Source organism: Blautia intestinalis (genome assembly GCF_014297355.1).
Taxonomy (GTDB): Bacteria; Bacillota; Clostridia; order Lachnospirales; family Lachnospiraceae; genus Blautia_A; species Blautia_A intestinalis.
Window position 1 is genome coordinate 404982 of sequence record NZ_JACOQE010000002.1, and the last position, 23377, is coordinate 428358.

23 protein-coding genes and 1 tRNA gene are annotated in these 23377 nt (G+C 44.2%); 4 read left to right on the plus strand and 20 right to left on the minus strand.

Annotated elements, in window-relative coordinates:
* From H8Z79_RS06035 to H8Z79_RS06055, 5 genes are all read right to left on the minus strand, one after another.
* The gene (locus tag H8Z79_RS06035; protein ID WP_015542489.1) at positions 1 to 759 is read right to left on the minus strand and encodes a formate/nitrite transporter family protein; all 759 of its coding nucleotides are present in this window, start codon (positions 757 to 759) and stop codon (positions 1 to 3) included.
* Between the two features lie 164 nt (positions 760 to 923).
* The gene (gene selD, locus H8Z79_RS06040; RefSeq protein ID WP_015542488.1) at positions 924 to 1955 is read right to left on the minus strand and encodes a selenide, water dikinase SelD; all 1032 of its coding nucleotides are present in this window, start codon (positions 1953 to 1955) and stop codon (positions 924 to 926) included.
* Positions 1956 to 2111: 156 nt separating this feature from the next.
* Positions 2112 to 3197, minus strand: coding sequence for an aspartate-semialdehyde dehydrogenase (asd, locus tag H8Z79_RS06045; RefSeq protein WP_015542487.1), 1086 nt, complete (start codon positions 3195 to 3197; stop codon positions 2112 to 2114).
* 104 nt (positions 3198 to 3301) lie between these two features.
* Positions 3302 to 4681, minus strand: a complete 1380-nt coding sequence (gene argH, locus H8Z79_RS06050) for an argininosuccinate lyase (RefSeq protein ID WP_118040562.1) — start codon at positions 4679 to 4681, stop codon at positions 3302 to 3304.
* A gap of 96 nt (positions 4682 to 4777) precedes the next feature.
* On the minus strand, positions 4778 to 5437 hold the full coding sequence (locus H8Z79_RS06055) for an epoxyqueuosine reductase QueH (protein WP_118040564.1): 660 nt from the start codon (positions 5435 to 5437) through the stop codon (positions 4778 to 4780).
* A gap of 138 nt (positions 5438 to 5575) precedes the next feature.
* Here H8Z79_RS06055 and H8Z79_RS06060 point away from each other — a divergent pair, with 138 nt between their 5' ends.
* Together H8Z79_RS06060 and H8Z79_RS06065 are read left to right on the plus strand one after the other, a co-directional pair.
* On the plus strand, positions 5576 to 6343 hold the full coding sequence (locus H8Z79_RS06060) for an ABC transporter ATP-binding protein (protein WP_118040566.1): 768 nt from the start codon (positions 5576 to 5578) through the stop codon (positions 6341 to 6343).
* Entirely contained in the window at positions 6336 to 7130 is a 795-nt protein-coding gene (locus tag H8Z79_RS06065; RefSeq protein ID WP_118040568.1) for an ABC transporter permease, read from the plus strand. Before H8Z79_RS06060 ends, H8Z79_RS06065 begins: the two co-directional genes overlap by 8 nt.
* Positions 7131 to 7208: 78 nt before the next feature.
* Here the strand turns inward: H8Z79_RS06065 and H8Z79_RS06070 are convergent, their stop codons facing one another.
* The 7 genes from H8Z79_RS06070 to H8Z79_RS06100 form a co-directional block, all read right to left on the minus strand.
* Positions 7209 to 7655 carry a threonine/serine exporter family protein gene (locus tag H8Z79_RS06070; protein WP_015542483.1) on the minus strand — a complete coding sequence of 149 codons (447 nt, stop codon included), beginning with the start codon at positions 7653 to 7655 and terminating at the stop codon, positions 7209 to 7211.
* 15 nt (positions 7656 to 7670) lie between these two features.
* Positions 7671 to 8423, minus strand: a complete 753-nt coding sequence (locus H8Z79_RS06075; protein ID WP_118040570.1) for a threonine/serine exporter family protein — start codon at positions 8421 to 8423, stop codon at positions 7671 to 7673.
* Between the two features lie 16 nt (positions 8424 to 8439).
* Complete coding sequence (locus H8Z79_RS06080; protein ID WP_118040572.1) at positions 8440 to 9093, minus strand: DUF3786 domain-containing protein; 654 nt, start codon at positions 9091 to 9093, stop codon at positions 8440 to 8442.
* 129 nt (positions 9094 to 9222) lie between these two features.
* Positions 9223 to 11103 (minus strand): extracellular solute-binding protein, encoded by a 1881-nt coding sequence (locus H8Z79_RS06085; protein WP_118040574.1) that lies wholly within the window; start codon positions 11101 to 11103, stop codon positions 9223 to 9225.
* Positions 11100 to 11915 (minus strand): ABC transporter permease, encoded by an 816-nt coding sequence (locus H8Z79_RS06090; protein WP_118040576.1) that lies wholly within the window; start codon positions 11913 to 11915, stop codon positions 11100 to 11102. Before H8Z79_RS06090 ends, H8Z79_RS06085 begins: the two co-directional genes overlap by 4 nt.
* Positions 11905 to 12978, minus strand: a complete 1074-nt coding sequence (locus tag H8Z79_RS06095; protein WP_118040578.1) for an ABC transporter ATP-binding protein — start codon at positions 12976 to 12978, stop codon at positions 11905 to 11907. Before H8Z79_RS06095 ends, H8Z79_RS06090 begins: the two co-directional genes overlap by 11 nt.
* A 121-nt stretch (positions 12979 to 13099) precedes the next feature.
* Positions 13100 to 13840 carry a DUF3825 domain-containing protein gene (locus H8Z79_RS06100; RefSeq protein ID WP_207726327.1) on the minus strand — a complete coding sequence of 247 codons (741 nt, stop codon included), beginning with the start codon at positions 13838 to 13840 and terminating at the stop codon, positions 13100 to 13102.
* A 267-nt stretch (positions 13841 to 14107) separates the two neighbouring features.
* Here H8Z79_RS06100 and H8Z79_RS06105 point away from each other — a divergent pair, with 267 nt between their 5' ends.
* A complete protein-coding gene (locus H8Z79_RS06105; protein ID WP_118040579.1) occupies positions 14108 to 14977 on the plus strand; it encodes a homocysteine S-methyltransferase family protein in 870 nt (289 codons plus the stop codon).
* Between the two features lie 71 nt (positions 14978 to 15048).
* On the opposite strand, the gene H8Z79_RS06110 is transcribed toward H8Z79_RS06105, so the two are convergent.
* The 8 genes from H8Z79_RS06110 to H8Z79_RS06140 form a co-directional block, all read right to left on the minus strand.
* A complete protein-coding gene (locus H8Z79_RS06110) occupies positions 15049 to 16188 on the minus strand; it encodes a DUF362 domain-containing protein (RefSeq protein WP_015542479.1) in 1140 nt (379 codons plus the stop codon).
* Positions 16181 to 17836, minus strand: a complete 1656-nt coding sequence (gene ptsP, locus H8Z79_RS06115; RefSeq protein ID WP_015542478.1) for a phosphoenolpyruvate--protein phosphotransferase — start codon at positions 17834 to 17836, stop codon at positions 16181 to 16183. The genes H8Z79_RS06110 and ptsP overlap by 8 nt, the downstream gene beginning before the upstream one ends.
* A 21-nt stretch (positions 17837 to 17857) precedes the next feature.
* Complete coding sequence (locus H8Z79_RS06120) at positions 17858 to 18889, minus strand: polyamine ABC transporter substrate-binding protein (RefSeq protein WP_118040581.1); 1032 nt, start codon at positions 18887 to 18889, stop codon at positions 17858 to 17860.
* A 102-nt stretch (positions 18890 to 18991) separates the two neighbouring features.
* Entirely contained in the window at positions 18992 to 19798 is an 807-nt protein-coding gene (locus tag H8Z79_RS06125; RefSeq protein ID WP_118040583.1) for an ABC transporter permease, read from the minus strand.
* Positions 19795 to 20649 carry an ABC transporter permease gene (locus H8Z79_RS06130; protein ID WP_118040585.1) on the minus strand — a complete coding sequence of 285 codons (855 nt, stop codon included), beginning with the start codon at positions 20647 to 20649 and terminating at the stop codon, positions 19795 to 19797. Before H8Z79_RS06130 ends, H8Z79_RS06125 begins: the two co-directional genes overlap by 4 nt.
* Complete coding sequence (locus H8Z79_RS06135) at positions 20646 to 21743, minus strand: ABC transporter ATP-binding protein (RefSeq protein WP_118040587.1); 1098 nt, start codon at positions 21741 to 21743, stop codon at positions 20646 to 20648. The genes H8Z79_RS06130 and H8Z79_RS06135 overlap by 4 nt, the downstream gene beginning before the upstream one ends.
* 39 nt (positions 21744 to 21782) lie before the next feature.
* Positions 21783 to 22157, minus strand: a complete 375-nt coding sequence (locus H8Z79_RS16845; RefSeq protein WP_225876924.1) for a zinc-binding metallopeptidase family protein — start codon at positions 22155 to 22157, stop codon at positions 21783 to 21785.
* A 6-nt stretch (positions 22158 to 22163) separates the two neighbouring features.
* Entirely contained in the window at positions 22164 to 23096 is a 933-nt protein-coding gene (locus tag H8Z79_RS06140; protein ID WP_225876925.1) for an amidohydrolase, read from the minus strand.
* 204 nt (positions 23097 to 23300) lie between these two features.
* On the opposite strand from H8Z79_RS06140, the gene H8Z79_RS06145 reads away from it, so the two are divergent.
* Positions 23301 to 23373: transfer RNA gene (locus H8Z79_RS06145), tRNA-Thr, on the plus strand.
* Positions 23374 to 23377 lie beyond the last annotated feature (4 nt).

A 23377-nucleotide genomic window follows, 5' to 3' on the forward strand; every position in this document is an offset into this window, starting at 1 on the left:
TTACTTATCTGCACTCATCTTTCTGAGAGGCCATGCAAGTAAAACTGCACCACCTACCATATTTCCTAAAGTGACGATCACCATGCTCTTGAGCATTGCCCCAATGGAAAGTCCCGGCACAAGGCAGGCTGCTGTAACAAAAATACCCATATTGGCCACGCAGTGCTCAAATCCGCTGACAACGAATCCGGAAATGCACATAACGATCATCAAAAATTTCGCTGCTTCACTTTTCAGTTTGATGCCACAAAGAACCCCTAAGCATACAAAGAAATTACATAAAACTGCCCGGAAAAACATCTGACCGGCCGGAACCGCAAGCTTGTTTCCGATAAATCCGGCAAAATAATCTCCTGTTCCGGATGCCCCCGCCCACACAAAAATCAGGGAAAGAATCAGACATCCGACAAAATTTCCAATGTAGCTGATCAGCCATACCTTGCCGGCTTCGCCCCAGCTTACCTTTTTGTCGTAAGCTCCAAATGCCATAACAAGATTGTTTCCGGTAAACAATTCACCGCCTACCAGTGAGATCAGAAGAACTGCAATTGAGAACACCAGTGCCCCGAGGAATTTCCCCCACGCCGGTTCCTCAGCACCTGAAAAAACGTTCCCGACCACATTGGAAAAGATCATGGCAACTACAATAAAAAAGCCCGCCATGATTGCCCGCACAAAATACTTGAAGAAATTATTCTTCAATAAAGTGCTCTTTGCGATTGCTGCATTTGACAGTTTTTCTACATCCTCGTGATTCATAAAAAAGACCTCCCTTTCCCGGGAACAGCGTTTCTTGTATACGTTTGTCCCCTCCACATATTGTATTCTTGCATTATAGCATTATTGACGAAAATTCTCAATACATATAGTTTAAAGTTTGATATTTTTATGACAATTTCATACAACTTTTTGATAACTGTCAGTTATCGAATCAGTAATGTATGTTCTTCTCTGTCAATCACCTCTCCAATCACAGCACACGGAAGCAATAATTCTTTCAGTTCTTTCAATATCTCTTCTGCTTCTTCTGCCGGAACTGCAGCCAGAAGGCCACCGGAAGTCTGCGGATCAAACACCAGATCTTCCCGCCAGAGTTCTGCCGTACTTATATAACCGGTTTTTGCAGCAAATTCTCTATTACGATATGCGCCACCGGGGATCAGTCCCATAGATGCATATTCTTCCACATCCGGAAGAACCGGAAGTGCCTGTGTATCTATCACAAGTGTCTTGTTGCTGCCTTCCGCCATTTCTGTTCCATGACCGCCAAGACCGAACCCGGTAACATCCGTACACGCATGAATTGTATATTTCTTAAGGATCTCACATGCATATTTGTTTAAAGTCTTCATGGATTTCAGTACAGCTTCCCGTGCTCTCTCTGAAACAAGATCTGCTTTGATCGCTGTATTAATGATTCCGGCGCCAAGCGGTTTTGTCAGGATCAGTTTATCACCGGTCTGTGCGCCATAATTTTTCCAGAATTTGTCCGGATGAACAAAACCGGTCACACTCAGTCCGTATTTCGGTGTATCATCCTGTATCGTATGTCCTCCTGCAAGCACCGCTCCTGCCTCCAGAACTTTGTCTGCACCGCCCTTAAGGATTTCACCCAGAATTGCTGTGTCCATATCTTTCGGAAAAGCGACGATATTAAGCGCCGTCTTTGGTTCTCCGCCCATCGCATACACATCACTTAACGCATTTGCTGCGGCAATCTGTCCGAAATCATAAGGATCGTCTGCAACCGGTGTAAAGAAATCCAGTGTCTGGATCATAGCAATCTCATCTGAAATCTTATATACAGCTGCATCATCTGAAGTTTCTGTTCCGACCAGAAGATGAGGATCCTGAAATTTCGGCAACCCGCAAAGTACACCGGCAAGCGTTCCCGGTCCCACTTTTGCTGCGCACCCACAGTTTGGTGCTAGTTTCGTAAGATATACTTTTTCCATTTTACCGAATTTCCTTTCTGTCTTAGCCTTGTTCATCTATGATACCATAAATCTTCTTTTTTCTCCATGTCTTTTTTTGATAGAAAAACTCGATAAAAAAACTGCCCCGGCAAATTCAATTCTTCACCCGGACAGTTTCTTATTATTCAGATCATATTATTTCTTAGTGATGTAGCCTTTTGCTTTCAGTGTTTCAGCACAGAGAACAGCTCCGCCTGCAGCACCTCTTACAGTGTTGTGGGAAAGTCCTACGAATTTGTAATCGTAAACTTTGTCCTCACGGAGACGTCCGATAGATACGCCCATGCCATTTTCATAGTTAACATCCTCGCTTACCTGCGGACGGTTGTCTTCTTCGAGATACTGAATAAAATGCTTCGGTGCACTCGGAAGTTCTAATTCCTGCGGAAGTCCCTTGAAGTTTCGGAGGGCTTCGATCAGCTGTTCTTTTGTAGGTGTCTTACGGAATTTTACAAATACAGCTGCTGTATGTCCGTTCAGTACCGGAACACGCAGACACTGGCATGTGATAACAGGTTCTGTAGCCGGTACGATCACACCGTCTTCAATCTTGCCCCACAGTCTCAGTGGCTCTTTTTCACTCTTTTCTTCTTCTCCGCCAATGTACGGGATAATGTTGTGTTCCATTTCAGGCCAGTCTTTAAATGTCTTTCCTGCTCCGGAGATTGCCTGATATGTAGTGGCAACTACTTCATATGGCTCAAATTCTTTCCATGCAGTAAGGACCGGTGCATAGCTCTGGATGGAGCAGTTTGGTTTTACAGCAATGAAACCTTTCTTTGTGCCAAGACGTTTCTGCTGATATTTGATAACATCAAAGTGTTCCGGGTTGATTTCCGGTACTACCATCGGTACATCCGGTGTCCAGCGGTGAGCGCTGTTGTTGGATACGACCGGTGTCTCTGTCTTTGCATATTCTTCTTCAATCGCTTTGATCTCGTCCTTTGACATATCAACAGCTGAAAATACAAAATCTACAGTAGATGCAACTTTTTCTACTTCGTTGACATTCATAACAACGATTTTCTTTACTGCTTCCGGCATCGGAGTATCCATTTTCCATCTGCCGCCTACTGCTTCTTCATAAGTTTTTCCGGCACTTCTCGGGCTTGCTGCAAGGGTAACCACTTCAAACCACGGATGATTCTCCAGAAGAGAAATAAATCTCTGTCCTACCATACCTGTAGCGCCTAAAATGCCGACTCTCAGTTTTTCGCTCATAACAATGTTCTCCTCATTCTTTTATTTCATATATGTCTTTGCGTAGCACACATCTGTTTTCCTTGTACATACTATACCACTTCATCCGAAATTGCAAGATGTTTTTAATTATTTTTCAGATATTCCTTGTTTGCCGCAATAATCTGCTCCATAACCTTCGGTCCCGGAGCGCCATAAGTTTCACGCTTCTCAACACAGGTCTTCATGCTGATTGCTTCATAGATATCCTGCTCAAATACCGGAGAAATCTCTTTGTATTCTTCCAGAGGAAGCTCATCAAGAGAGATTCCCTTATCAATACAGGTAAGGACCAGACGGCCTACAATACCATGTGCATCACGGAACGGAACCCCGTGATTTACAAGGTAATCCGCTGCATCTGTCGCATTTGTGAAACCGTTCTTGGCACTTGCCTCCATTACATCTTTACGGAATTCCATAGTAGAAACCATTCCGGTAAACAGTGCGATACATCCCTTTACAGTATCGATGGCATCGAAGGTCAGCTCTTTGTCTTCCTGCATATCTTTGTTGTATGCAAGCGGAATACCCTTCATTGTAGTAAGAATGGAGGTCAGCGCGCCATACACACGACCGGTCTTTCCTCTTACAAGCTCGGCAATATCCGGATTCTTTTTCTGTGGCATAATACTGCTTCCGGTACTGTAAGCATCGTCAATCTCAACAAAACGATATTCATTGGAGTTCCAGAGAATGATTTCCTCACAGAAACGGCTCAGATGCATCATAACTGTGGACATTGCGGAAAGGAGTTCGATCACATAGTCTCTGTCAGATACGGAGTCCATACTGTTTCTTGTCGGCTCATCAAATCCCAGAAGCTCTGCTGTATAAAATCTGTCAAGCGGATAAGTAGTTCCCGCAAGCGCTCCTGCACCAAGCGGACAGGTATTCATACGTTTACGGATATCTGCCATACGGCTTCTATCTCTGCGGAACATTTCAAAATATGCCCCGACATGATGTGCCAGTGTAACAGGCTGTGCTTTCTGCAGATGGGTGAATCCCGGCATATATGTATGAAGATTGTTTTCCATAATAGTCTGCAATGCTTCGAGAAGTTTCTTAAGTTCTGCATCGATTTCTTCGATTTCATCACGTACATAAAGTTTCATATCCAGTGCAACCTGATCGTTACGGCTTCTTCCTGTATGAAGCTTCTTACCCGGATCCCCGATACGGTCGATCAAATTTGCCTCTACAAAACTGTGGATATCCTCATATTCTGCTGTGATCTCCAGCTTTCCGGATTCTACATCGGCAAGGATGCCATCCAGTCCTTCCAGAATCTGGTCTCTCTCTTCTTCTGTCAGAATTCCCTGCTTCGCAAGCATTCTTACATGCGCCTTGCTTCCGCGGATATCCTGTTTATAAAATTTCTGATCAAATGAAATTGACGCATTAAAATTGTATACCAGTTTGTCCGTTTCCTTTGTGAAACGTCCTCCCCATAACTGTGCCATAATTTCCTCCTTGTTGTACGGTAAAGTTTGCATTCCACTGAACTTTCGTCCAAAGATACATAAGTTTCTATCAGTTTACCACATTCCAGTGAAAAATCAAATAGCCGAACCCTCTGAAATTTGTTTTTGTTTCATTTTTTCTTCCTGTTCCCTCTTTGAAAATACACAGCCACAGTAGTTTTGCCGGTACAGATCGTACTCATGAGATAATTCGATGGAACGTTTGTAGCCGTTTTTCTTTTTGAAATCAGAAGGCAGATGCGGAACCTTATAGATTTTCGCCAGCTCTTCCCCGATCTCGTTAATCTTTTCGGCGTTCTTCAGCGGGCTGATGGAAAGTGTTGTAGTAAAGTAATCGTAATTGCCTTTCTGTGCCAGTCCGGCCGCTTCTTCCATACGGAGTCTATAACATTTGAAACAGCGCTCGCCGCCCTCCGGCACTTTTTCCAGCCCCTTTGCCATATCATAAAAAATCCGGGGATCATAAATCCCTTCCTCAATGTGTACCGGATGTGTAAAAGACATTTCTGATACAAGACGACGGATCTCTGCAACTCGCTTATGGTATTCCTCTTCTAATGAGATATTAGGATTGTAAAAAAATACAGTAATCTCAAAGTACTGAGATAAGTATTCCAGTACATAACTGCTGCATGGTGCACAACAGCTGTGCAAAAAAAGACGGGGGACTTTTTTTTCTTTTTTAATATTTTCGATAAGCTTATCCAGCTCTTTCTGATAATTTCGTTTGTTCAATTCTGTTACCTTCTTTTTTCAATGATATCTGTAAAGCGTAACTGTTCAGTGCCCTCACAGTTACAAGTCCTGTCACATATCATAGCACACCAAATGTTTTTCGCATATCTTAAAATATAGATTCTCGGAGGTATATTTATGAAACCCCTTCTGGAAATCAGAGATGTTTCTCTCTCTTATCATACATCTGCCGGAGAAACACCGGCACTTTCCCACCTGACATTTAATCTGATGCCCGGAGAATTTCTGGCCGTCGTCGGTCCGTCCGGCTGTGGAAAATCTACTCTTCTGAATCTGATCTGCGGGCTTTTAAGTGCAGAAGAAGGCACCTTACTGATGAACGATACAATTCCCTCTCCCGGTGACCCACGAATCGGATATATGCTCCAGAAAGATCATCTTCTCGAATGGCGTACCATCTATCAGAATGTGATCCTCGGTCTTGAAATCCGCAGGGAACTCACCCCCGAAAAGCTGGAATATATTGAAGAAATGCTCTGCACTTACGGACTTGATAAATTTCGAAACGCGCGTCCTTCTCAGTTATCCGGCGGCATGCGTCAACGCGCGGCACTGATCCGCACACTGGCCCTGAAACCGGAGCTTCTCTTGCTTGACGAGCCGTTTTCCGCCCTGGATTATCAGACCCGCCTCAATGTCAGTGACGACATCGGTCGAATTTTAAAAAAAGAGGGAAAACCTGCGATTCTGGTCACACATGATATTTCCGAAGCCATCAGCATGGCAGACCGGGTAATCATCCTTACCGGACGGCCGGCAACTGTTGCGCGTATTGTGACCATAGACCTCGACCTTACCGACCGGACACCGCTTGCTTCCCGCAATGCCCCGCAATTCAAATTTTATTTTAATCTTATCTGGAAGGAGCTGAATCAATATGCCTGAGCATTCACCTGCACAGAAACAGTATCTTCTCCGCGTAAAACGTGAAAAAAATCTGATTCGCGTGTCCAGAACCCTTCTGTTTCTGGGCTTTCTGATTTTATGGGAGATTTCCGCCCGTTTGGGTTGGATCGATTCCTTTATTTTCAGCAGCCCGTCAGAAATCTGGCTGACTTTTCTCAGGATGCTGAAAGACCAGTCTCTGTTTACACATATCGGAATTACTCTTGCAGAAACACTGGTAAGTTTTGTATTTACGGTTCTTCTGGGTATCGGCACAGCTGTCCTTCTCTGGGCATGTCCCAGACTGTCACGTGTTCTTGAACCATATCTGGTCGTTCTGAATAGTCTTCCGAAATCCGCACTCGCCCCACTTCTCATCGTTTGGCTGGGCGCAAATATACGAACGATCATTGTTGCCGGAATCTCTGTTGCCATCTTTGGATCCATCATCAATCTTTATACAGGCTTCCGTGAAGTTGATCCCGAAAAGCTGAAACTCATCCAGACACTCGGTGGCAGCAAAAAAGACGAACTGACCAAAATTGTCCTTCCGTCTTCTGTGCCGCTTATTTTAAGTGTAATGAAAGTAAATATCGGCCTGTGCCTTGTCGGTGTGATCATCGGAGAATTTATCGGTGCCAGACAGGGACTCGGTTATCTGATCATTTACGGTTCACAGACATTTAAGCTCACCTGGGTGCTTATGTCCATCGTGATCCTGTGTGTGATTGCTATGGGACTGTATGCCACACTGGATCTCATCGAAAAACACGTCCGAAAAAGATAAATTGAAGTTCAGGTCATCCATTTTCATTACAGTGCTTCATTTGGTTGACCTGAATTGATTTTTTTACCACACCCTCATTCACATCCACCGCTGGCGGTATTTCCAGCCCCAGATCATCCTGAAAAGAATTGTCGTCAGTGTCATTCCTGCCGCCATACTTGCAGCAAAAAGAATTGTATAGGTTCCATCTGCACGGAACTTGTCCCACTCCTGCATCATCATCCAGTTCATTGTCCGATACAGGGCAGCTCCCGGAATCAGCGGAATCGTCGCCGAGACAAGAAAGACAGTAACCGGTGTCTTATGGATCCTTGCCATACATTCTGCATACAAAGTAATCACCACGGTCGACCAGAAGCCACAGATATACGGGCTGGCTGTCCATATACCGGTCACAAGATAAACCGCCCATGACAGACAGCCGCCAAGTGCCGCAAACCAGAGTTTTTTTCCATGTATATTAAACAATACCGCAAATCCAAGTGATCCTGTAAAAGAAACAAGAAGCTGTATTATCTCATGCATAATTTTCTCCTCTGCCTAAAACAAAAGATTCGCTGCAGTAAATCCAAGTCCTACAACAAATGCCAGCAACACTGACTCCATACAGCGTATCAGTCCCGTGATCGTATCGCCGGAAAACAGATCCCTCAGCGAATTCGTAAATGCAATTCCAGGTATCAGAAGCATAATATTTCCAATGCTGATCAGATCCGCACGATGTCCCAGACCAATACGGACTGCAAAATTAGCCAGAATGCCACCCATTCCACAACACAAAAAGACTGTGATCAGAGAATTCAGAGAACTGCGTTTCAAAAAAGATTCCAGAAGTTTCAACACGATTCCAATCAGCGCCGATGCGATCATGTCCCGAAGATCTCCTCCGAAAAATACAGAAAAGGATCCGGAAATGACAGCATAGATAAAAATCTGCATCTGAAAAGAATATACAGGTCTTTGCTCTATCGCACTCAGCCGCGTACGGATTTCCGAAGGTTCCGGTCTGTGTGCGCAGATATATCTTGACAGCTGATTCAGATCATCCAACTTACCCAGGTCATTTGCCATTCCCCGTACGCGCCTCGTCTGCGTACAGATGCCAAACTCACCGTACATCGTCGTCACAATACTGGACGTAATAGAAAATACATCCACCCTCTCTGCACCATATGCCAGACAAATGCGCCGTATAGTATCTTCTACACGACCAACCTCTGCACCACTGATCAGAAGCTGTTCGCCAATTGTCATTGCATAGTACAGATACTGTTCTGCTTCCTCACACCTCATTCGGCCTTTCCTCCTTTCAGCTCATTCCAAACGATTTTCCTTTAAGCGGAAGTCCCGCAACTTCTGCAAGCCGTCTCACTCCCATCTCTGCTGTTGATACAGCGCTTTCTACATGATTATAATCGGTTGCACTGTAATCAAACAAAATATTTCCCTGTGCTTCAAATTCCTCATCTCTGTCCCAGAAATAAAAACGCATCGGTTCACATGCAAACGCATTGATCTGATAGCCTACATCGCCCTGTGGAAGTTCTGTCCCGTTCAACTTCATAAACGCTTTCCGAAGTTCCTCTGCATGTCCGGAAAAAGTCTCCGCAAAGACATCTGTCACACCAGTCTTGTATGCAGGTGCAAAGGGTCTTGCATTACGAAGATCCGCAAACGGCACCCATTTATCCATAAAAAAAGCCTGTTCTTTTACATAACCAAACAATGTATAAATATTCAGCATCTCCGTCGCATTGGCTTCGGTCTTTCCATCCAGCCGTTCAATTTTGCCGTCTGATTCCCGGACTCCAAAAGGCACACCAAAATGCACAATTTTCAGATAGCCGTCCTCCTGCTTCAGTTCCGGAAGTTTTTTCATCAGCTCCGCTTTATCCATCCGGAGAAATTTTTCTGCCCATTCATCACAGAGTTTTATATAGTTGGATACTTTTTCTTCTTTCATTTTTTTCTCCTTACAGCATTACATCATTATATTTGCTCTGTTATTTTGCATTATACTCCTGTGGTATATTTCTCTGCAAGAAAAAGGACTTTCTACAGGATTTGTCTCATAGAAAGTCTCTTTCACACGTTACGATGATTTTACTTTATTCCAGAGATCACCGTATACCTGATCTGCCTCGATACCAAGATACTGGAATGTTTCCAGATTATCATACCTGGACAGATCCGGGAAGGCGATTTCACTGTTACGGATAGATTCATCCTCAATCAGCTCTCTTGCGGCCTCATTCGGTGTAGAATAAGTGATATATTCAAAGTTTTTGAGTGCAATGTCCGGTCTGCAGAGGAAATTGATGAATTTTTCCGCATTTTCCTTATGCTCTGCATTCTTCGGGATTACCCAGGAATCGATCCAGATATTGGAACCTTCCTTCGGAATCACATATTCAAGATTTGGATTCTCTTTCTGTGTATAAATTGCTTCACCGGAATAAATAACACCCAGAGCCGCTTCGTTTCCGATCATCTTGTCACGCACCTGGTCAATAACATACGCCTGCACCAGAGGTTTCTGCTCAATCAGGAGATTTTTCGCCTCATTCAGCTCATCAAGATCTGTAGAATTCAGTGAATACCCAAGATATTTCAACGCCGCACCAAACGCATCACGTACAGAATCCTGCATCAGAATACTGTCTTTGTACTTCGGATTCCAGAGAATGGACCAGCTGTCGACCGGTTCATCAACCATTGTCTTGTTGTACAGAATGCCGACGGTTCCCCAGCAATACGGCACAGAATATTTATTTTCCGGATCAAACTGTCTGGACTGCTCGAGATACTGTTTTCCGATGTTTTTCAGATTCGGAATGTTGTCAAAATTAATTTCTGAAAGCAGATCATTCTCGATCATTCGCTGAATCATATAGTCACTCGGGCAGACTACATCGTATGCGATTGCACCGGAACTTACCTTCGGATAAAGAATCTCGTTTGTCTCAAATTCCTCATAAACTACATGAATACCGGTTTCTTCTTCAAACATTGTCAACACATCCGGATCTATATACTCACCCCAGTTATAAACGATCAGTTCCTCGCCGCCCATGACGCCGCTTTCTTTTGCATAGTGGAAACCGCCGCCGATAAAGACGATACAGATTGCTACCGGGATGACACGCTGAATAAGAAGCTTTTTGACTCTGGAAGGTCTGCGCACTTTCTTTCGAACCGGAGTCTCCTCTTCTTCCTTCGGTGAATAATTTACCAGAAGCAGAAGAACAAGCACCGTCACAAACATAATCGTGGAAAGTGCATAGATTTCCGGTTTAATGCCTTTTCGTACCTCTGTGTAAATCTTGGTAGAAAGTGTATCAACACCCGGCCCTTTCGTAAAATGTGTGATAACAAAATCATCCAAGGACATGGTGAATGCCATCATAAATCCAGAAAGAACACCCGGTACAATATCCGGAAAAACAACTTTGAAAAACGCTTTGAGCGGAGAAGCACCGAGATCCAGTGCCGCTTCATAAGTATAGCGGTTCGTCTGCTTCAGTTTCGGTGCCACACTTAAAATCACATACGGAATATTAAATGTGATATGTGCGATCAAAATCGTTCCGAATCCAAGTGTCATACGAAATGCAATAAAAAGAAGCATCAGGGAAACACCCATGACGATTTCCGCATTCATCATCGGAATATTGGTAAGTCCCATATACATGGTCTTCCACTTCTGTTTCATACCCTGAATCGCAATTGCCGCAGCCGTTCCGATGAGTGTGGCAATTGCTGCCGAAATAAACGCAATAATCAGCGTCGTATAAAATGCACTCATAATCTGTTCATTCCGGAACAGTTCCTTATACCATTTCAGAGTAAAGCCGCCCCACTTCGCTCTCGTCTTTGACTGATTAAACGAAAGTACGACAAGCGTAACGATCGGAGCATATAACAAAATAAAAATCAGGGCCAGATATATCTTCTGTAAATATTTTCTGATCAAAATGCTGACCCTCCCTCTTCTTTATCGTATTTTGCAACAAGTGCCATGCTTGCAATGATAAACACCATCAGAACAAGAGACAGGCCACTTCCCACATGCCAGTTGCTGTTCTGCTTAAACGACTGCTCGATCACGTTTCCGATCAGGAGAATCTTGCCACCGCCCAGAAGGTCAGAAATAACGAATGTAGTCAGTGCCGGTACGAATACCATTGTAATACCGCTGATCACACCCGGCATACTCAGCGGAAAAATGACCTTACAAAACGTCTGTACCGGGTTTGCTCCCAGATCACGTGCCGCATTGATTACGCTGCGGTCGATTTTGATCAGAACATTATAGATTGGAAGCACCATAAACGGTAAGAAATTATAAACCATACCAAGAATGATAGCATACGGTGTATTGATGATCTCAAGTGCCGGCAGATGAAAAAATCCGAGTATACTGTTGACGACACCGTTTTTTTCGAGCAGTGTCTGCCATGCCAGTGTACGGAGAAGAAAATTCATCCACATCGGCAAAATAAAGATCAGAACGATAAAACTTGTCTGATTGACCTGCTTCTGGCTCAGGATCATTGCAAGTGGATACGCAAGAACCAGACAGATCAGTGTACTCAAAAATGACAGAAGCAGGGACATTCCCAGAGCCTTAAGATTTTCCGGTGTCGTGATCTGGGCAAGATTCAAAAAGGTAAATGTCCCCTCATCACTCGTAAATGCATAATACACGATCACAAGTAATGGAATCACGACAAAGGATACTGACCAGAACAGATATGGTCCGGCAAGCATACGCTTATTCTTCAATGTTTACCGCCTCCTCGTCTTCGGATTCCGGTTTTTTCATGATCTGGATGTCAAACGGATCTACTTGGATACTGACCTCCGTTCCTACCGGGAACATGTCTGTGCTGTGTACCAGCCACTCGTAATTATTCGCCATGACTTCCATCTCATAATGGACACCCTTGAAGATCATATGTGTGACGACACCATCAATACTTCCCTGTCCAGGTTTCAGAAGATCAATATCCTCCGGACGGATGACAACATCGACCGGTTTGTTCTGACCGAATCCTTCATCCACGCATGGGAAATTAACACCAAGTATCTTGACCAGACGATCCTGCACCATAGTCGCGGAGATGATATTACTTTCTCCGATGAAATCTGCAACAAAAGCATTTTCCGGTTCGTTGTAGATTTTTTCCGGAGTACCGATCTGCTGGATGTATCCCTGGTTCATAACCACGATCGTATCAGACATGGTAAGTGCCTCTTCCTGATCATGTGTAACATACAAAAATGTAATTCCAAGCTCATTTTTAAGCCGGATCAATTCGTACTGCATATCCTGGCGAAGTTTCAGATCAAGTGCTCCAAGCGGCTCATCAAGAAGCAGCACTTTCGGCTCATTTACAATAGCTCTTGCAATCGCAATACGCTGCTGCTGGCCTCCGCTCAAAGAATCCGGCATACGATTTTCGAAGCCGTCCAGATTGACAAGCTTCAGCGCATATTTGATCTTGTCATAAATATACTGCTTGCTTTTATTTTTTATCTTTAATCCAAAGGCAATATTTTCTGCAATATTCATGTGCGTGAATAATGCATATTTCTGAAATACGGTATTAAGCTGACGTTTATTAGGCGGAAGATTTGTAATGTCCTGTCCATCAAAGATCACACGTCCCTTATCCGGTGTCTCAAATCCTCCTAAAATACGAAGTGTAGTTGTTTTTCCGCATCCACTCGGCCCAAGAAGCGTCAGGAATTCGTTTTCTCTGATGTACAGATTCAACTCATCCAGAACGGTCTGCATTCCATAAGATTTGGAAATGTCTATCAAATCGATCAGCTTATTGCTCATTGGCTGTTCCTCCCTAAAAATCCCCTCTTTTGTAAAGAAAAATATATGAATGATAACTTTACTTTTGTATCATAAAAATCTTCTGATTTCAATATGTTTTACCATATTTAACATAAATTTATCATGGATACAACCAGCTACTGTGTATTTTTGCCAGAAGTCTTGCATTATGATATGCCATTTTTAATGTCAGGCATGTCCTTCCGAGATATTTTCTGCCGTCTTCTGTCTTTACACACGCAAGTGCAAGGTCGGCCTTTGCAGGATTCTGCAGGCAGACCGGCACCAGAAACTGAATACTGTGATTGTAGTATTGCGGAACAGCCGTACGGTAATCTGCTTCCAGCATGTGTTTCGTCTGGCGCAGCGCTCCGTCAAAAATCTGCACCTTCATCCCACTGCTACGGATGCATTCCGGAAGCCGCATATTATTTTCCGCCTCCTCAAAGATATGCTCGTACTGTGGAAGGATATCCAATGTTGTATCAAAGACGAGTTCCGCGGGATCTTTGACATATTCCGCCCGCTTCGGAAGACTGACAATTCCTGATTTCAGCAAATAATACTCCGTAAAAAATCCCTCCAGATACCATCTCTGCCTGTCCGGAACCAGATTGGGAATAAAATACGCATACACCGGCTGATAATATCTGTTAAACAAACCGGTGTTAAAAATCGCATATTCTCTCGTTTCCATTATTTTTCCTTCTTCATAAACTCTCTGGAAGGTGTGCTCCAGATATCCTTTCAGTATACCATTGTCATCTGAACCGTCAAAGCTCCACTTCTCAGGAACAATCCGTGAGAGATTCTGTATCTGCCGGTTATAGTTCCCGCAGTACGTATACTCAAACAAATTCAACTCATCTACCTCCTGCACTCTAACCTTAATTACTTATATTAATATTGTATTTGGGAAATCATCCGACAGAACCGCCGGTAAAGAATATATATAAAATAACACAGGCTCATCAAAAATGCAATTTCGAGTTTTGACGAATCCTGTCTTCCATTGCGCTTGCCGGCATGTTATAATAAAAAGCTGAAATAAGCACTTTCCGACAGGAATGCGGAGCTTACAGGCAAGTTGCTTATATATTTTATTTTTCATCAAGGAGGCAACTATCTAATGACAAAAGAAGAATTTCGAAAACTGGCTGAACAGACGCTTATTCTGGACGGAGCAACCGGATCCAATCTGATGGCCAGCGGTATGCCGCGAGGCATCTGCACAGAGACATGGGTCATTGATCATAAAGACATCATTCAGGATTTGCAGCGTGCTTATATAAAAGCAGGCAGTCAGGTAATTTATGCTCCGACATTCGGCGGAAATCGTCTTAACCTCGAAAAGCACGGTCTTGCTGACCGCATCAAAGAAATCAACCGAACACTCGTCAGCTATTCTAAGGAGCTTGCCGGAAACGGTGTCTATGTAGCCGGTGATATCACAACTTCCGGTTCTTTCATCACTGCTGATGGTGATTATACTTATGCAGAAGCTTTTGATATGTATCAGGAGCAGATTCGTATTCTGGCTGATGCAGGTATCGACCTGATTGCAGCAGAAACCATGATTAACATCGAAGAAACTCTTGCAGCCGTGGACGCTGCTGCTTCTGTCTGCGATCTTCCGATCATGTGCACCATGACTGTTGAAGCTGACGGAAGTATCTTCAGTGGCGGAAATGCAATTGAAGCTGCTGTTTCTCTGGAAGCTGCCGGGGCAGACGCAGTCGGTATCAACTGCTCCGTCGGACCGGATCAGCTTGTATCTGTTGTTCGAAACATTCGAGAGAATGTATCAATTCCGGTAATTGCCAAGCCAAACGCAGGTATGCCGGTGATTGATGACAGTGGCAATGCAGTCTACAGCATGCATGCCGGAGACTTCGCAAGACATATGAAAGTCCTGATTAAAAACGGTGCTTCCGTAGTCGGTGGATGCTGCGGTACTACTCCTGCATTCATCAAGGCACTGCACGATATAATAAGATAAGCAGCACATTTAAAGGACGTTGCTTCATGGGTATACGATTACCCCTGAAACAACGCCCTTTTTATTACATATTATTTTACTTTTATTGCTTTCTCCGGGCACATTTCCTGGCAACAGAAGCACCGGATGCATTTCTTGTAATCATAAACCGGAGGATTTTCCCTGCCCTTTCGGAAATCTACTGCTTTGTCCGGTACAGGACAACTCTTCACGCAGATTCCGCAGCGGATGCATCGTTCCGGATCAATGTATGGTTTCTTCTGAAAAATATTCAGTGCTTTAGCCAGACGCTCCCACATACCAGAACGCGCCACACGCCGATCCACATCAAAATACGGATTTCCATACTGTGCTACTGCGTCTTCCATGGTAATGGTTCCGTCAGGAGTCACGATCTCTATCTCTTCTTTTTTCCATGTACCAAGTCCCATCTTTTCACCATGATAGTTGGTCGGTACCATCTCTGGATTTAAATGCACCAGATTGCAGAATACACTGTCAAGTGCCACAGGATCCTGCGACATCAGCATCACATTCATAGGTGCCGGATCCCCGGAACCCGGTCCGTTCCCCTCCATTGCAACAATTCCGTCCATAATATAGAGCCGCGGTTTTACATATTGATTCAGATCAACCAGCATTCGCGCAAAACTGTCTGCACTCGGATACAGTGTATGCCCCTTTGCTTTGTGGAAGCCATAAACAAATCCATAACTGTTCTTAACTGCGCCGGTAATTCTCTCCAACGCATGCGTCTTCATCTTGCAAAGAGAAATCACACAGTCTTTTTCCAGAAGTTCTTTCGGCAGGATAAATTCTTTCGCCTGAATCCCCTCCGGATATTCTACACGTATTCCCTTCGAATAATCAATTGCCGGAATCCCATACTTTTCCAGATACCTGTCGATTCCGGTACCATGAATCACTCTGGTTGTCGTACCATTACCACAGGAATCAGCAAGCGAAAGATCCTGATATCCCTTTTCTCTCATCAATCTGGCAAACATACCGACCACAGACGGATGCGTGATGACTGCTTTGTCAACTTCTGCTTTTTTGAGCAGGTTGGGTTTCAGCAGAATAGACTCTTCTTTCTTTACAATCTTCTCAATTCCGCCCAGAAGCTCCAGACCGATTTCAAGATTCTCATAAACAATTTCTTCCCTGTATGAACTACAGGGAAGAAGAATTACTTTACTTTTTTTATTCATTATTATCCTCATTTACTGCCGGTGCAGATACTCCACTAAGATCTGTTTCCCGGATTGCCTTACGGACAGGAAGTACACACGCCGGTACAACTGAAAGAAAATCAACTCCCATTTCAAGAAATTTACCGGTAAGTGCGGTATCCGCAGCAAGCTCTCCGCATATTCCGACACGACGCTGTTCTTTATGTGCCGCATCTACGACCATGCGTACCATACGCAGGACTGCCGGATGATGGTCATTGTACTTGTCCTTCAAAAGCGGATTCTGACGATCCATTGCCAATGTATACTGTGTAAGATCATTCGTTCCGATACTCAGAAAATCTACTCTTCTTGCAAGTTCTCGGCTGATCATAACTGCTGCCGGTGTCTCAATCATAATTCCGGTCATGATATCCTTAAACGGAATATCTTTTTCACGCAGACCTGCTTTCACTTCCTCGATAATCTCTTCGATCTCATTCATTTCTTCTTCGGAGTCAATCATCGGAAACATCATCGCAAGATTGCCGTAAGCACTGGCGCGATAAATCGCACGAAGCTGCGCCTTAAACATTCTTCTTCGATCCAGACAGAGACGGATACCACGGTTACCCATGATCGGATTGGTCTCCTGCGGAATGTCCAGATAAGGTGCCTGCTTATCCGCGCCAAGATCTGCGGTACGAATCACAGCCAGTCGCTCTCCCATCGTCTCGGCAACTTTCTTATATGCACGAAACAGCTCGTTTTCTCTCGGATAATTCTCACGGCCGAGATACTGAAATTCACTTCGAAGAAGTCCGATGCCCTTCGCACCGTAATAAAGCACGCTGCTCAGGTCACTCATGTTACCGATATTTGCATAGAGCCCAATCTTTCTTCCGTCTTTTGTCTCATCCTTCTGGGCTTTCAATTCAAGGAGCGCCTCACGCTCCCTGCGGTCTGCCTCGAGACGGATCTCATATTCCCGCCGGATCTCCGCATCCGGATTCAGATAAAACGTGCCGGTATAACCATCTACGATTGCAGTCATTCCATCCCATTCGTCATCGGCAGCGATATCTACCAGTGTCGGAATCTCCATCGTCTTCGCCATGATCGATGCATGAGAAACCGTAGAGCCATGGTGCATAACCACAGCAAGAAGTTTATCTTTGTCCATCTCCATGATTTCTGTCGGAGACAGTGCCTCCGCCACAAGAATTACAGGTTCATCCCCGAGATTGATGCGGATTGCCGCGCCACCGAGGATCTGGATCAGACGATTGGAAATCTCCTGCATATCATTGATTCTTCTGCGGATAACCGGCTCTTCCAGATTACGGAATGTCTCAACAAGTTCATCTCTGTTGATCATAACTGCATAAGCAGCATTCACCTTTTCACTGGCAATGCTGCTTTCGATTGCATTCTGATAGCTTTCTGATTCCAGAAGTTTGATCTGTCTTAAGAAAACACGTGACTCCTGCTCGTTGATGAGTCGGCTGGCTTCATACAGTTCATGTAATTTCTGAACTGCCTGAAGCCTTGCTTCCTGAAAATTGCTGATTTCTTTTTTGATGTTGCTGACCAGACACAGACGTATCTGGTACTCCCCTCTGCTGTAATACAGTACTTTGCCGATGGCTATTCCTGAAAAGGTAGCAATGCCTTTATAGATTTCCATCCTGCTTCCCCCCTGTTCCTATCAGTCGCAGGCAGCCTTAAATTCTGTCCAGTTCTTATTGTAAGCTTCTTCTGCTTCTGTGCTGATGTTTTCTACTGCAGAACCTTCTGTTACAGAATCCGGTACAACGAGATTCTGATTCTCCAGAAGTGAATCTGCTGCTTTATTTGTACAGTAGTATCCGATGTAATCAAAACATTTTGCTGCATTTTCCGGCTGAAGGATGTAATCCATAAACTGATATGCTTCATCCTTATCCGGTGCTTCACTCGGGATGAACATACCCATTACACCAAATCCAAGACCTTCTTCCGGATATACGACTTTAAGATCCGGGTTTTCCTGAAGGGCTGCAGTTACCTGTGACGTATAAAGGAATGCCACACTTGCCTCTCCGTTGAGAAGAGAATCCTGTGTATTATCATCCTGGATCAGACGAACGTTCGGAGCAAGCTCGAGAAGTTTTTCGCCTGTTTTTGCAATATCATCCAGGTTCTGATCGTTAAAATCCTGACCAAGAACAAGGTTTGTGATACCATTGATAACACGATAGTTTGCTGTCAGTGCAATACTGTCCTCAAGAGATTCATCCCAGAGATCTCCATAGCCTTTGATGTCAATGTCTACCATATCCGGATCATAAACAATCAGCGGAATTCCTGCACCGTACGGAGCGGTATATTCATCATTCGGATCATAGAACTGACCCTGATACAGTGGATTGATGTTGTCCCATCCGGATAATTTGGAAGTATCAAGTTTTTCTACAAGTCCTTCCTGGATTGCTGTTTCGATAATATAGTCATCTGCAACAACGATGTCGTAATCTCCGCCTTTTGCCATGGAAAGCTTCTCCAGCATGTTTTCATCTGTATCGAAGTTGGAATATACCACTTTTATTCCAGTTTCTTCTTCGAAGCCATCCAGTACTTCCTGCGGAAACATGTTTTCCCATGTGTAAAGTACCAGTTCCTTGGAATCTGCACTTACAGATACGCTGAGTGCCGGAACTACCATTGCTGCACATAATGCACATACTAATAATTTTTTCATATCCGTCTCTCCTCTTCTAGTCTTTCTTGTCACTATATAAACTCTTTACAAAGTCCAGACATGTTCAGTATAACTTACTTTGTCCTTATTGAAAAGAGTTTATTAGCTGTTTTTGTTGTTTTGTTTGTTGTTTCCCTTTGTCACCTTGCCTATCATTGTATAAGCGAATAAAATCAGAACCGTAAATACAAGCATGATCGTACAGAGGGCATTTACCTCCGGTGTGACTCCTGTTTTGATCTGCGTATACACTTTAATCGGCAGAGTTGCCAGACGTGGTCCGTTAATAAAAATACTGATCACGACATCATCCATGGACATGGCAAATGCCAGAAGTGAGCCGGACATAACTGCCGGCATAATAAGCGGAAGAATGATGTCCCAGAAAGCCCGGAACGGTCCGGCTCCAAGATCTCTGGCCGCCTCTTCAAGTGACGGATCCATACCCGCAAGTCTTGCCTTGACCTCCATCAGAATATACGGCACGCAAAATACCGTATGACCGATCAACAGTGTCAGCATACCAAACGGCAGATTCATCATATAGAAAAAAGCCATCAGCACCATACCGAGAATAATTTCCGGAATCATCAACGGAAGTATGGAAATATATTCCAGAATGCCTTTTGTTTTCGAGTGGATTCTGGAAAGACCAACCGCACCAAGGGTTCCGATCACTGCGGAAACAAAACAGCTTACCACACCAAGAAACAAACTGTTGCCCAGTGCTTCCAGCATCGCATCGTCATGAATCAGTTCCTGATACCATTTCATTGAAAATCCGGTAAATCTTACAGGAAGTTTTGATTCGTTAAATGAAAATACAATGACAACCGCAATCGGCAGATACATCAGTACCAAAATCAAACCCAGATAAAATCCGGAGAGTTTTGAATTTTTCTTTTTCATCCCACACCCTCCAATTCTTTTGCATTTGTTACTTTACGATACAGCATGATCATAAGCGTCGTCAGAATCATCAGGACAACCGCCAGCGCAGCTGCAAATGGCCAGTTATTCCCTTTTGTCATCTGCTCCTGAATCAGACTTCCGACAAGGACGATCTTATTTCCGCCGAGGATATCTGCAATAAAAAACAGTCCCATGGACGGAATAAATGTCAGTATGACACCTGACAAAAGTCCCGGCAGCGTCAGTTTGAAAGATATCGTCCAAAAGGCTTTCATCGGACTGGCCCCCAGATCTCTTGCCGCCTCCACAAGCGACCAGTCAAGCTTCTCTGCACTTGAATATACGGAAAGAATCATAAACGGCACAAGCACATAAGTCATACCCACTACGATTGCAGGATAACTGTACAAAATCCTCAATGGTTTTTCAATCAGTCCCAGACTTTTTAATACATGGTTTAAAAGGCCCTTCGTCTGCAAAATAATCATCCATCCATAAAGACGGATCAGCGAATTTACCCAAAACGGCAGCATCAGAAAGATCATCGCGCGCTTTTTCCATTTATCGGACAATTTTGCCATAAAATAGCCAAACGGATATCCGATCAGACAGATAATGATTGTACTGGTCACTGCCAGCTGAAACGAGCCTGTAAATGTCTTCATATATACCGGATCAAGGATCTTACGGTAATTATCAAGAGTAAAAATCCATTCAACACCATGTCCTGCCTTCGGCTGTGCAAAGCTTAAGGCGACCATATAGATCAATGGTCCCGCAACAAAAACAAGCGTAAAAATATACAGCGGCAAGATCATCCAGACAGAGCCGGATTTCTGTTTTTTCATACTTCTGCCCCTCTTTCTGCTTCATCCGGAAGATCGACCAACACTGCATTTTCTGCCGCAAATGAACAGGTTACCTTTTGTCCCGGTTCCACACCGGCATCAATGCCGTGTCTGTTTGCAACAACTTCTGTTCCGTCTGCAAGTTTCAGCACAACACGAAGAAGACCACCGGCAAAACTTTTTTCAACAACTTCTGCCTGAAGTCCTTCGCCGCAATTTTCATCAAAAATCAGATTTTCACTTCGGACAGCCAGGGTAATCGGTGTTCCTGCCTGCAATTTTGTTCCTTCAGATGCAACAAGGACACTTTCACCGCCAAGGGCAATCTTAAGATTCGTACCCTCAACGCCTTCCACCGTACCTTTCAGGATATTGGCATTTCCTACAAACGTGGCCACATAACTTGTTTTCGGGTGGTTATAAATTTCATCCGGTGTTCCGATCTGCTCAAAAGTACCCTGATTCATAACAGCAATGCGGTCAGACATATTAATAGCTTCTTCCTGATCGTGCGTGATATAAATAAAGGTGATTCCAAGTTTTTTCTGTAATTTCTTTAATTCCAGCTGCATGGCGCGGCGAAGCTGGAGATCCAGCGCACCAAGCGGTTCATCAAGAAGAAGTACCTTCGGATTGTTGACCAGTGATCTTGCAATTGCCACACGCTGTCTTTGTCCGCCGGAAAGTTCGGACGGCTTTCTTTTTTCAAAGCCCGGAAGCTGCACCAGTTCCAGCATCTCAGATACACGTTTCTTAATCTCCGCTTTCGGTATTTTTTTCAGTTTCAGTCCGTATCCGATGTTGTCTGCAACCGTCATGTGCGGAAACAGAGCGTAGTTCTGAAATACAGTATTGACATCACGTGCCTCCGGTGCCAGACCGGTCACATCTTTACCATCGAGGAATACCTGTCCGGAATCCGGAATCTCAAGGCCTGCAATGATACGCAGTGTTGTTGTCTTGCCGCAGCCGGAAGATCCGAGAAGCGTGATAAACTCTCCTTTATCGATTGAAAGACTAATCTCTTTCAATACAGTTTCTTCTTTTGAAAACGACTTTTTTATTTTTTTTAATTCCAAACATTTTTCTGCCATTTTTCTTCTGTCTTTCCTCCTGCTGTTCTTCTTATTATATTAATCAGCTTTTTTCTCTGTGATATTCTTTATGTATTGAATATAACTCTCCTTATCAAAAAACGGCATATAACTGTCTTTGATTTCATTTGCCTTTTCTCCCCCGTTTCGCAGGAGCTTATATGCCGTCAATGCCAGAAGCTTCGCTGGCAAAATATAAGCTTTTTCCGGATCGGTAATCTTAAAGTCTGCCCCGTGCAGCTTGCCTTCAAAGCCTTTAAACGTAAAATTAACGATCGGAAGAAGGTGGCTCAGATCCCCCACATCGGTACATGCGTTGTTGAAATCGCCTTTTTGTACTGAGCGATAATCGAGTCCCAGGTCATTTGCCGCCTCGATAAGCGCTTCATCCGCCTCGCGTGGAAGGATCGGCATATATCCCTAAAGGACTTCTCTTTCTATTTTCCCACCAAAAGCATAGGCTGAACCGTCATACGCACGGTTTACCATCTCCATAACCTGTTCGATCCTCTCAAGTGATGCCGCACGTACCTTAGTCTCAATGACCGCCTCATCCGGCACGCTGTTGATCACATCGCCGGCCTTACGTATCACATTGTGAAGTCTCACATGATCTTCTTCCCGGAAAGTCTCTCTCATCAGACCCATCATCTGAACCGCACTGGTCGTGATGCTTAAGGCGTTGACCCCATTCCACGGATCTATTGCTCCATGTGCAGCCTTTCCCCGTACCGTCACACGCTCTGCAGTGTAGCCGTTACATGGAGGATTGCCGAGGTAAAAATCTTCTTCTACCGGAACCATGTGCACATGTGTCGTAAGCGCAATATCTGTATCATCAAATACACCTGTTCGGATCATCTCACTCTTACCGCAGCAAAATTCGATTCCTTTTTCTTTCAGGCGGGTACGCTTGTCTGCATCAATATATTCTTCTGCCGGAACCGCAAGAAAATTCACATTGCCATCCAGCTCATCCCGTATTTCCGGATCAGCCATTGCAATCGCGCAGCCGATCATCGCTGCCATCTGTGCATGGTGTCCGCAGGCATGAGCAACTCCTGTCCGTCTGTCAGCCATCGGATGAGAATGGCATCCGATCGCATCCAGCTCACTTATCACAGTCAGCGTCGGACCGCCATTTCGTTTCATCTCGCCTTTTACTCCGGTGATGGCAAGATGCTCTTTCACTTCGTAACCGAGTGATTTCAGGAACTCTGCTGTCTTTCCGGCTGTCCGCACTTCTTCAAACCCCGGCTCCGGATGTGCAGCGATATCCTCTGCAAATGCAATGATCTGCTCCCTGTTTGCGTCGATCCGGTCAAGAATTCTCTTTTCCGTTTCATCTATCATTAAACTCATCTCCCTCTGTAGATGATTCTCATTTCGCAACGCTTTTATGAGTTAATACGTCATATAAATAATATATTCATATTCTCCTATCATAACATAAATTTTACTCATTGCAAGCACTGAAAAAAAATGCATGCCCATTGAAAAACTTTTTCTTGCAATTTTACTGAAATACGGTATAATATATTTTGTGTCTGAACACAAGCTGAAATAGCTCAGTTGGTAGAGCACTTCACTCGTAATGAAGGGGTCGTGGGTTCGAGTCCCATTTTCAGCTTTAT

Bases quoted from the DNA above. Each gene is read 5' to 3' on its own strand.
- H8Z79_RS06140 (WP_225876925.1), bottom strand. From the start codon at position 23,096: ATGATAGATGAAACGGAAAAGAGAATTCTTGACCGGATCGACGCAAAC.
- argH (WP_118040562.1), bottom strand. From the start codon at position 4,681: ATGGCACAGTTATGGGGAGGACGTTTCACAAAGGAAACGGACAAACTG.
- H8Z79_RS06065 (WP_118040568.1), top strand. From the start codon at position 6,336: ATGCCTGAGCATTCACCTGCACAGAAACAGTATCTTCTCCGCGTAAAA.
- H8Z79_RS06135 (WP_118040587.1), bottom strand. From the start codon at position 21,743: ATGGCAGAAAAATGTTTGGAATTAAAAAAAATAAAAAAGTCGTTTTCA.
- asd (WP_015542487.1), bottom strand. From the start codon at position 3,197: ATGAGCGAAAAACTGAGAGTCGGCATTTTAGGCGCTACAGGTATGGTA.
- H8Z79_RS06120 (WP_118040581.1), bottom strand. From the start codon at position 18,889: ATGAAAAAATTATTAGTATGTGCATTATGTGCAGCAATGGTAGTTCCG.
- H8Z79_RS06125 (WP_118040583.1), bottom strand. From the start codon at position 19,798: ATGAAAAAGAAAAATTCAAAACTCTCCGGATTTTATCTGGGTTTGATT.
- H8Z79_RS06060 (WP_118040566.1), top strand. From the start codon at position 5,576: ATGAAACCCCTTCTGGAAATCAGAGATGTTTCTCTCTCTTATCATACA.
- H8Z79_RS06035 (WP_015542489.1), bottom strand. From the start codon at position 759: ATGAATCACGAGGATGTAGAAAAACTGTCAAATGCAGCAATCGCAAAG.
- H8Z79_RS06080 (WP_118040572.1), bottom strand. From the start codon at position 9,093: ATGAAAGAAGAAAAAGTATCCAACTATATAAAACTCTGTGATGAATGG.
- H8Z79_RS06075 (WP_118040570.1), bottom strand. From the start codon at position 8,423: ATGAGGTGTGAGGAAGCAGAACAGTATCTGTACTATGCAATGACAATT.
- selD (WP_015542488.1), bottom strand. From the start codon at position 1,955: ATGGAAAAAGTATATCTTACGAAACTAGCACCAAACTGTGGGTGCGCA.
- H8Z79_RS06095 (WP_118040578.1), bottom strand. From the start codon at position 12,978: ATGAGCAATAAGCTGATCGATTTGATAGACATTTCCAAATCTTATGGA.
- H8Z79_RS06130 (WP_118040585.1), bottom strand. From the start codon at position 20,649: ATGAAAAAACAGAAATCCGGCTCTGTCTGGATGATCTTGCCGCTGTAT.
- H8Z79_RS06110 (WP_015542479.1), bottom strand. From the start codon at position 16,188: ATGAATAAAAAAAGTAAAGTAATTCTTCTTCCCTGTAGTTCATACAGG.
- H8Z79_RS06070 (WP_015542483.1), bottom strand. From the start codon at position 7,655: ATGCATGAGATAATACAGCTTCTTGTTTCTTTTACAGGATCACTTGGA.
- H8Z79_RS16845 (WP_225876924.1), bottom strand. From the start codon at position 22,157: ATGCCGATCCTTCCACGCGAGGCGGATGAAGCGCTTATCGAGGCGGCA.
- ptsP (WP_015542478.1), bottom strand. From the start codon at position 17,836: ATGGAAATCTATAAAGGCATTGCTACCTTTTCAGGAATAGCCATCGGC.
- H8Z79_RS06105 (WP_118040579.1), top strand. From the start codon at position 14,108: ATGACAAAAGAAGAATTTCGAAAACTGGCTGAACAGACGCTTATTCTG.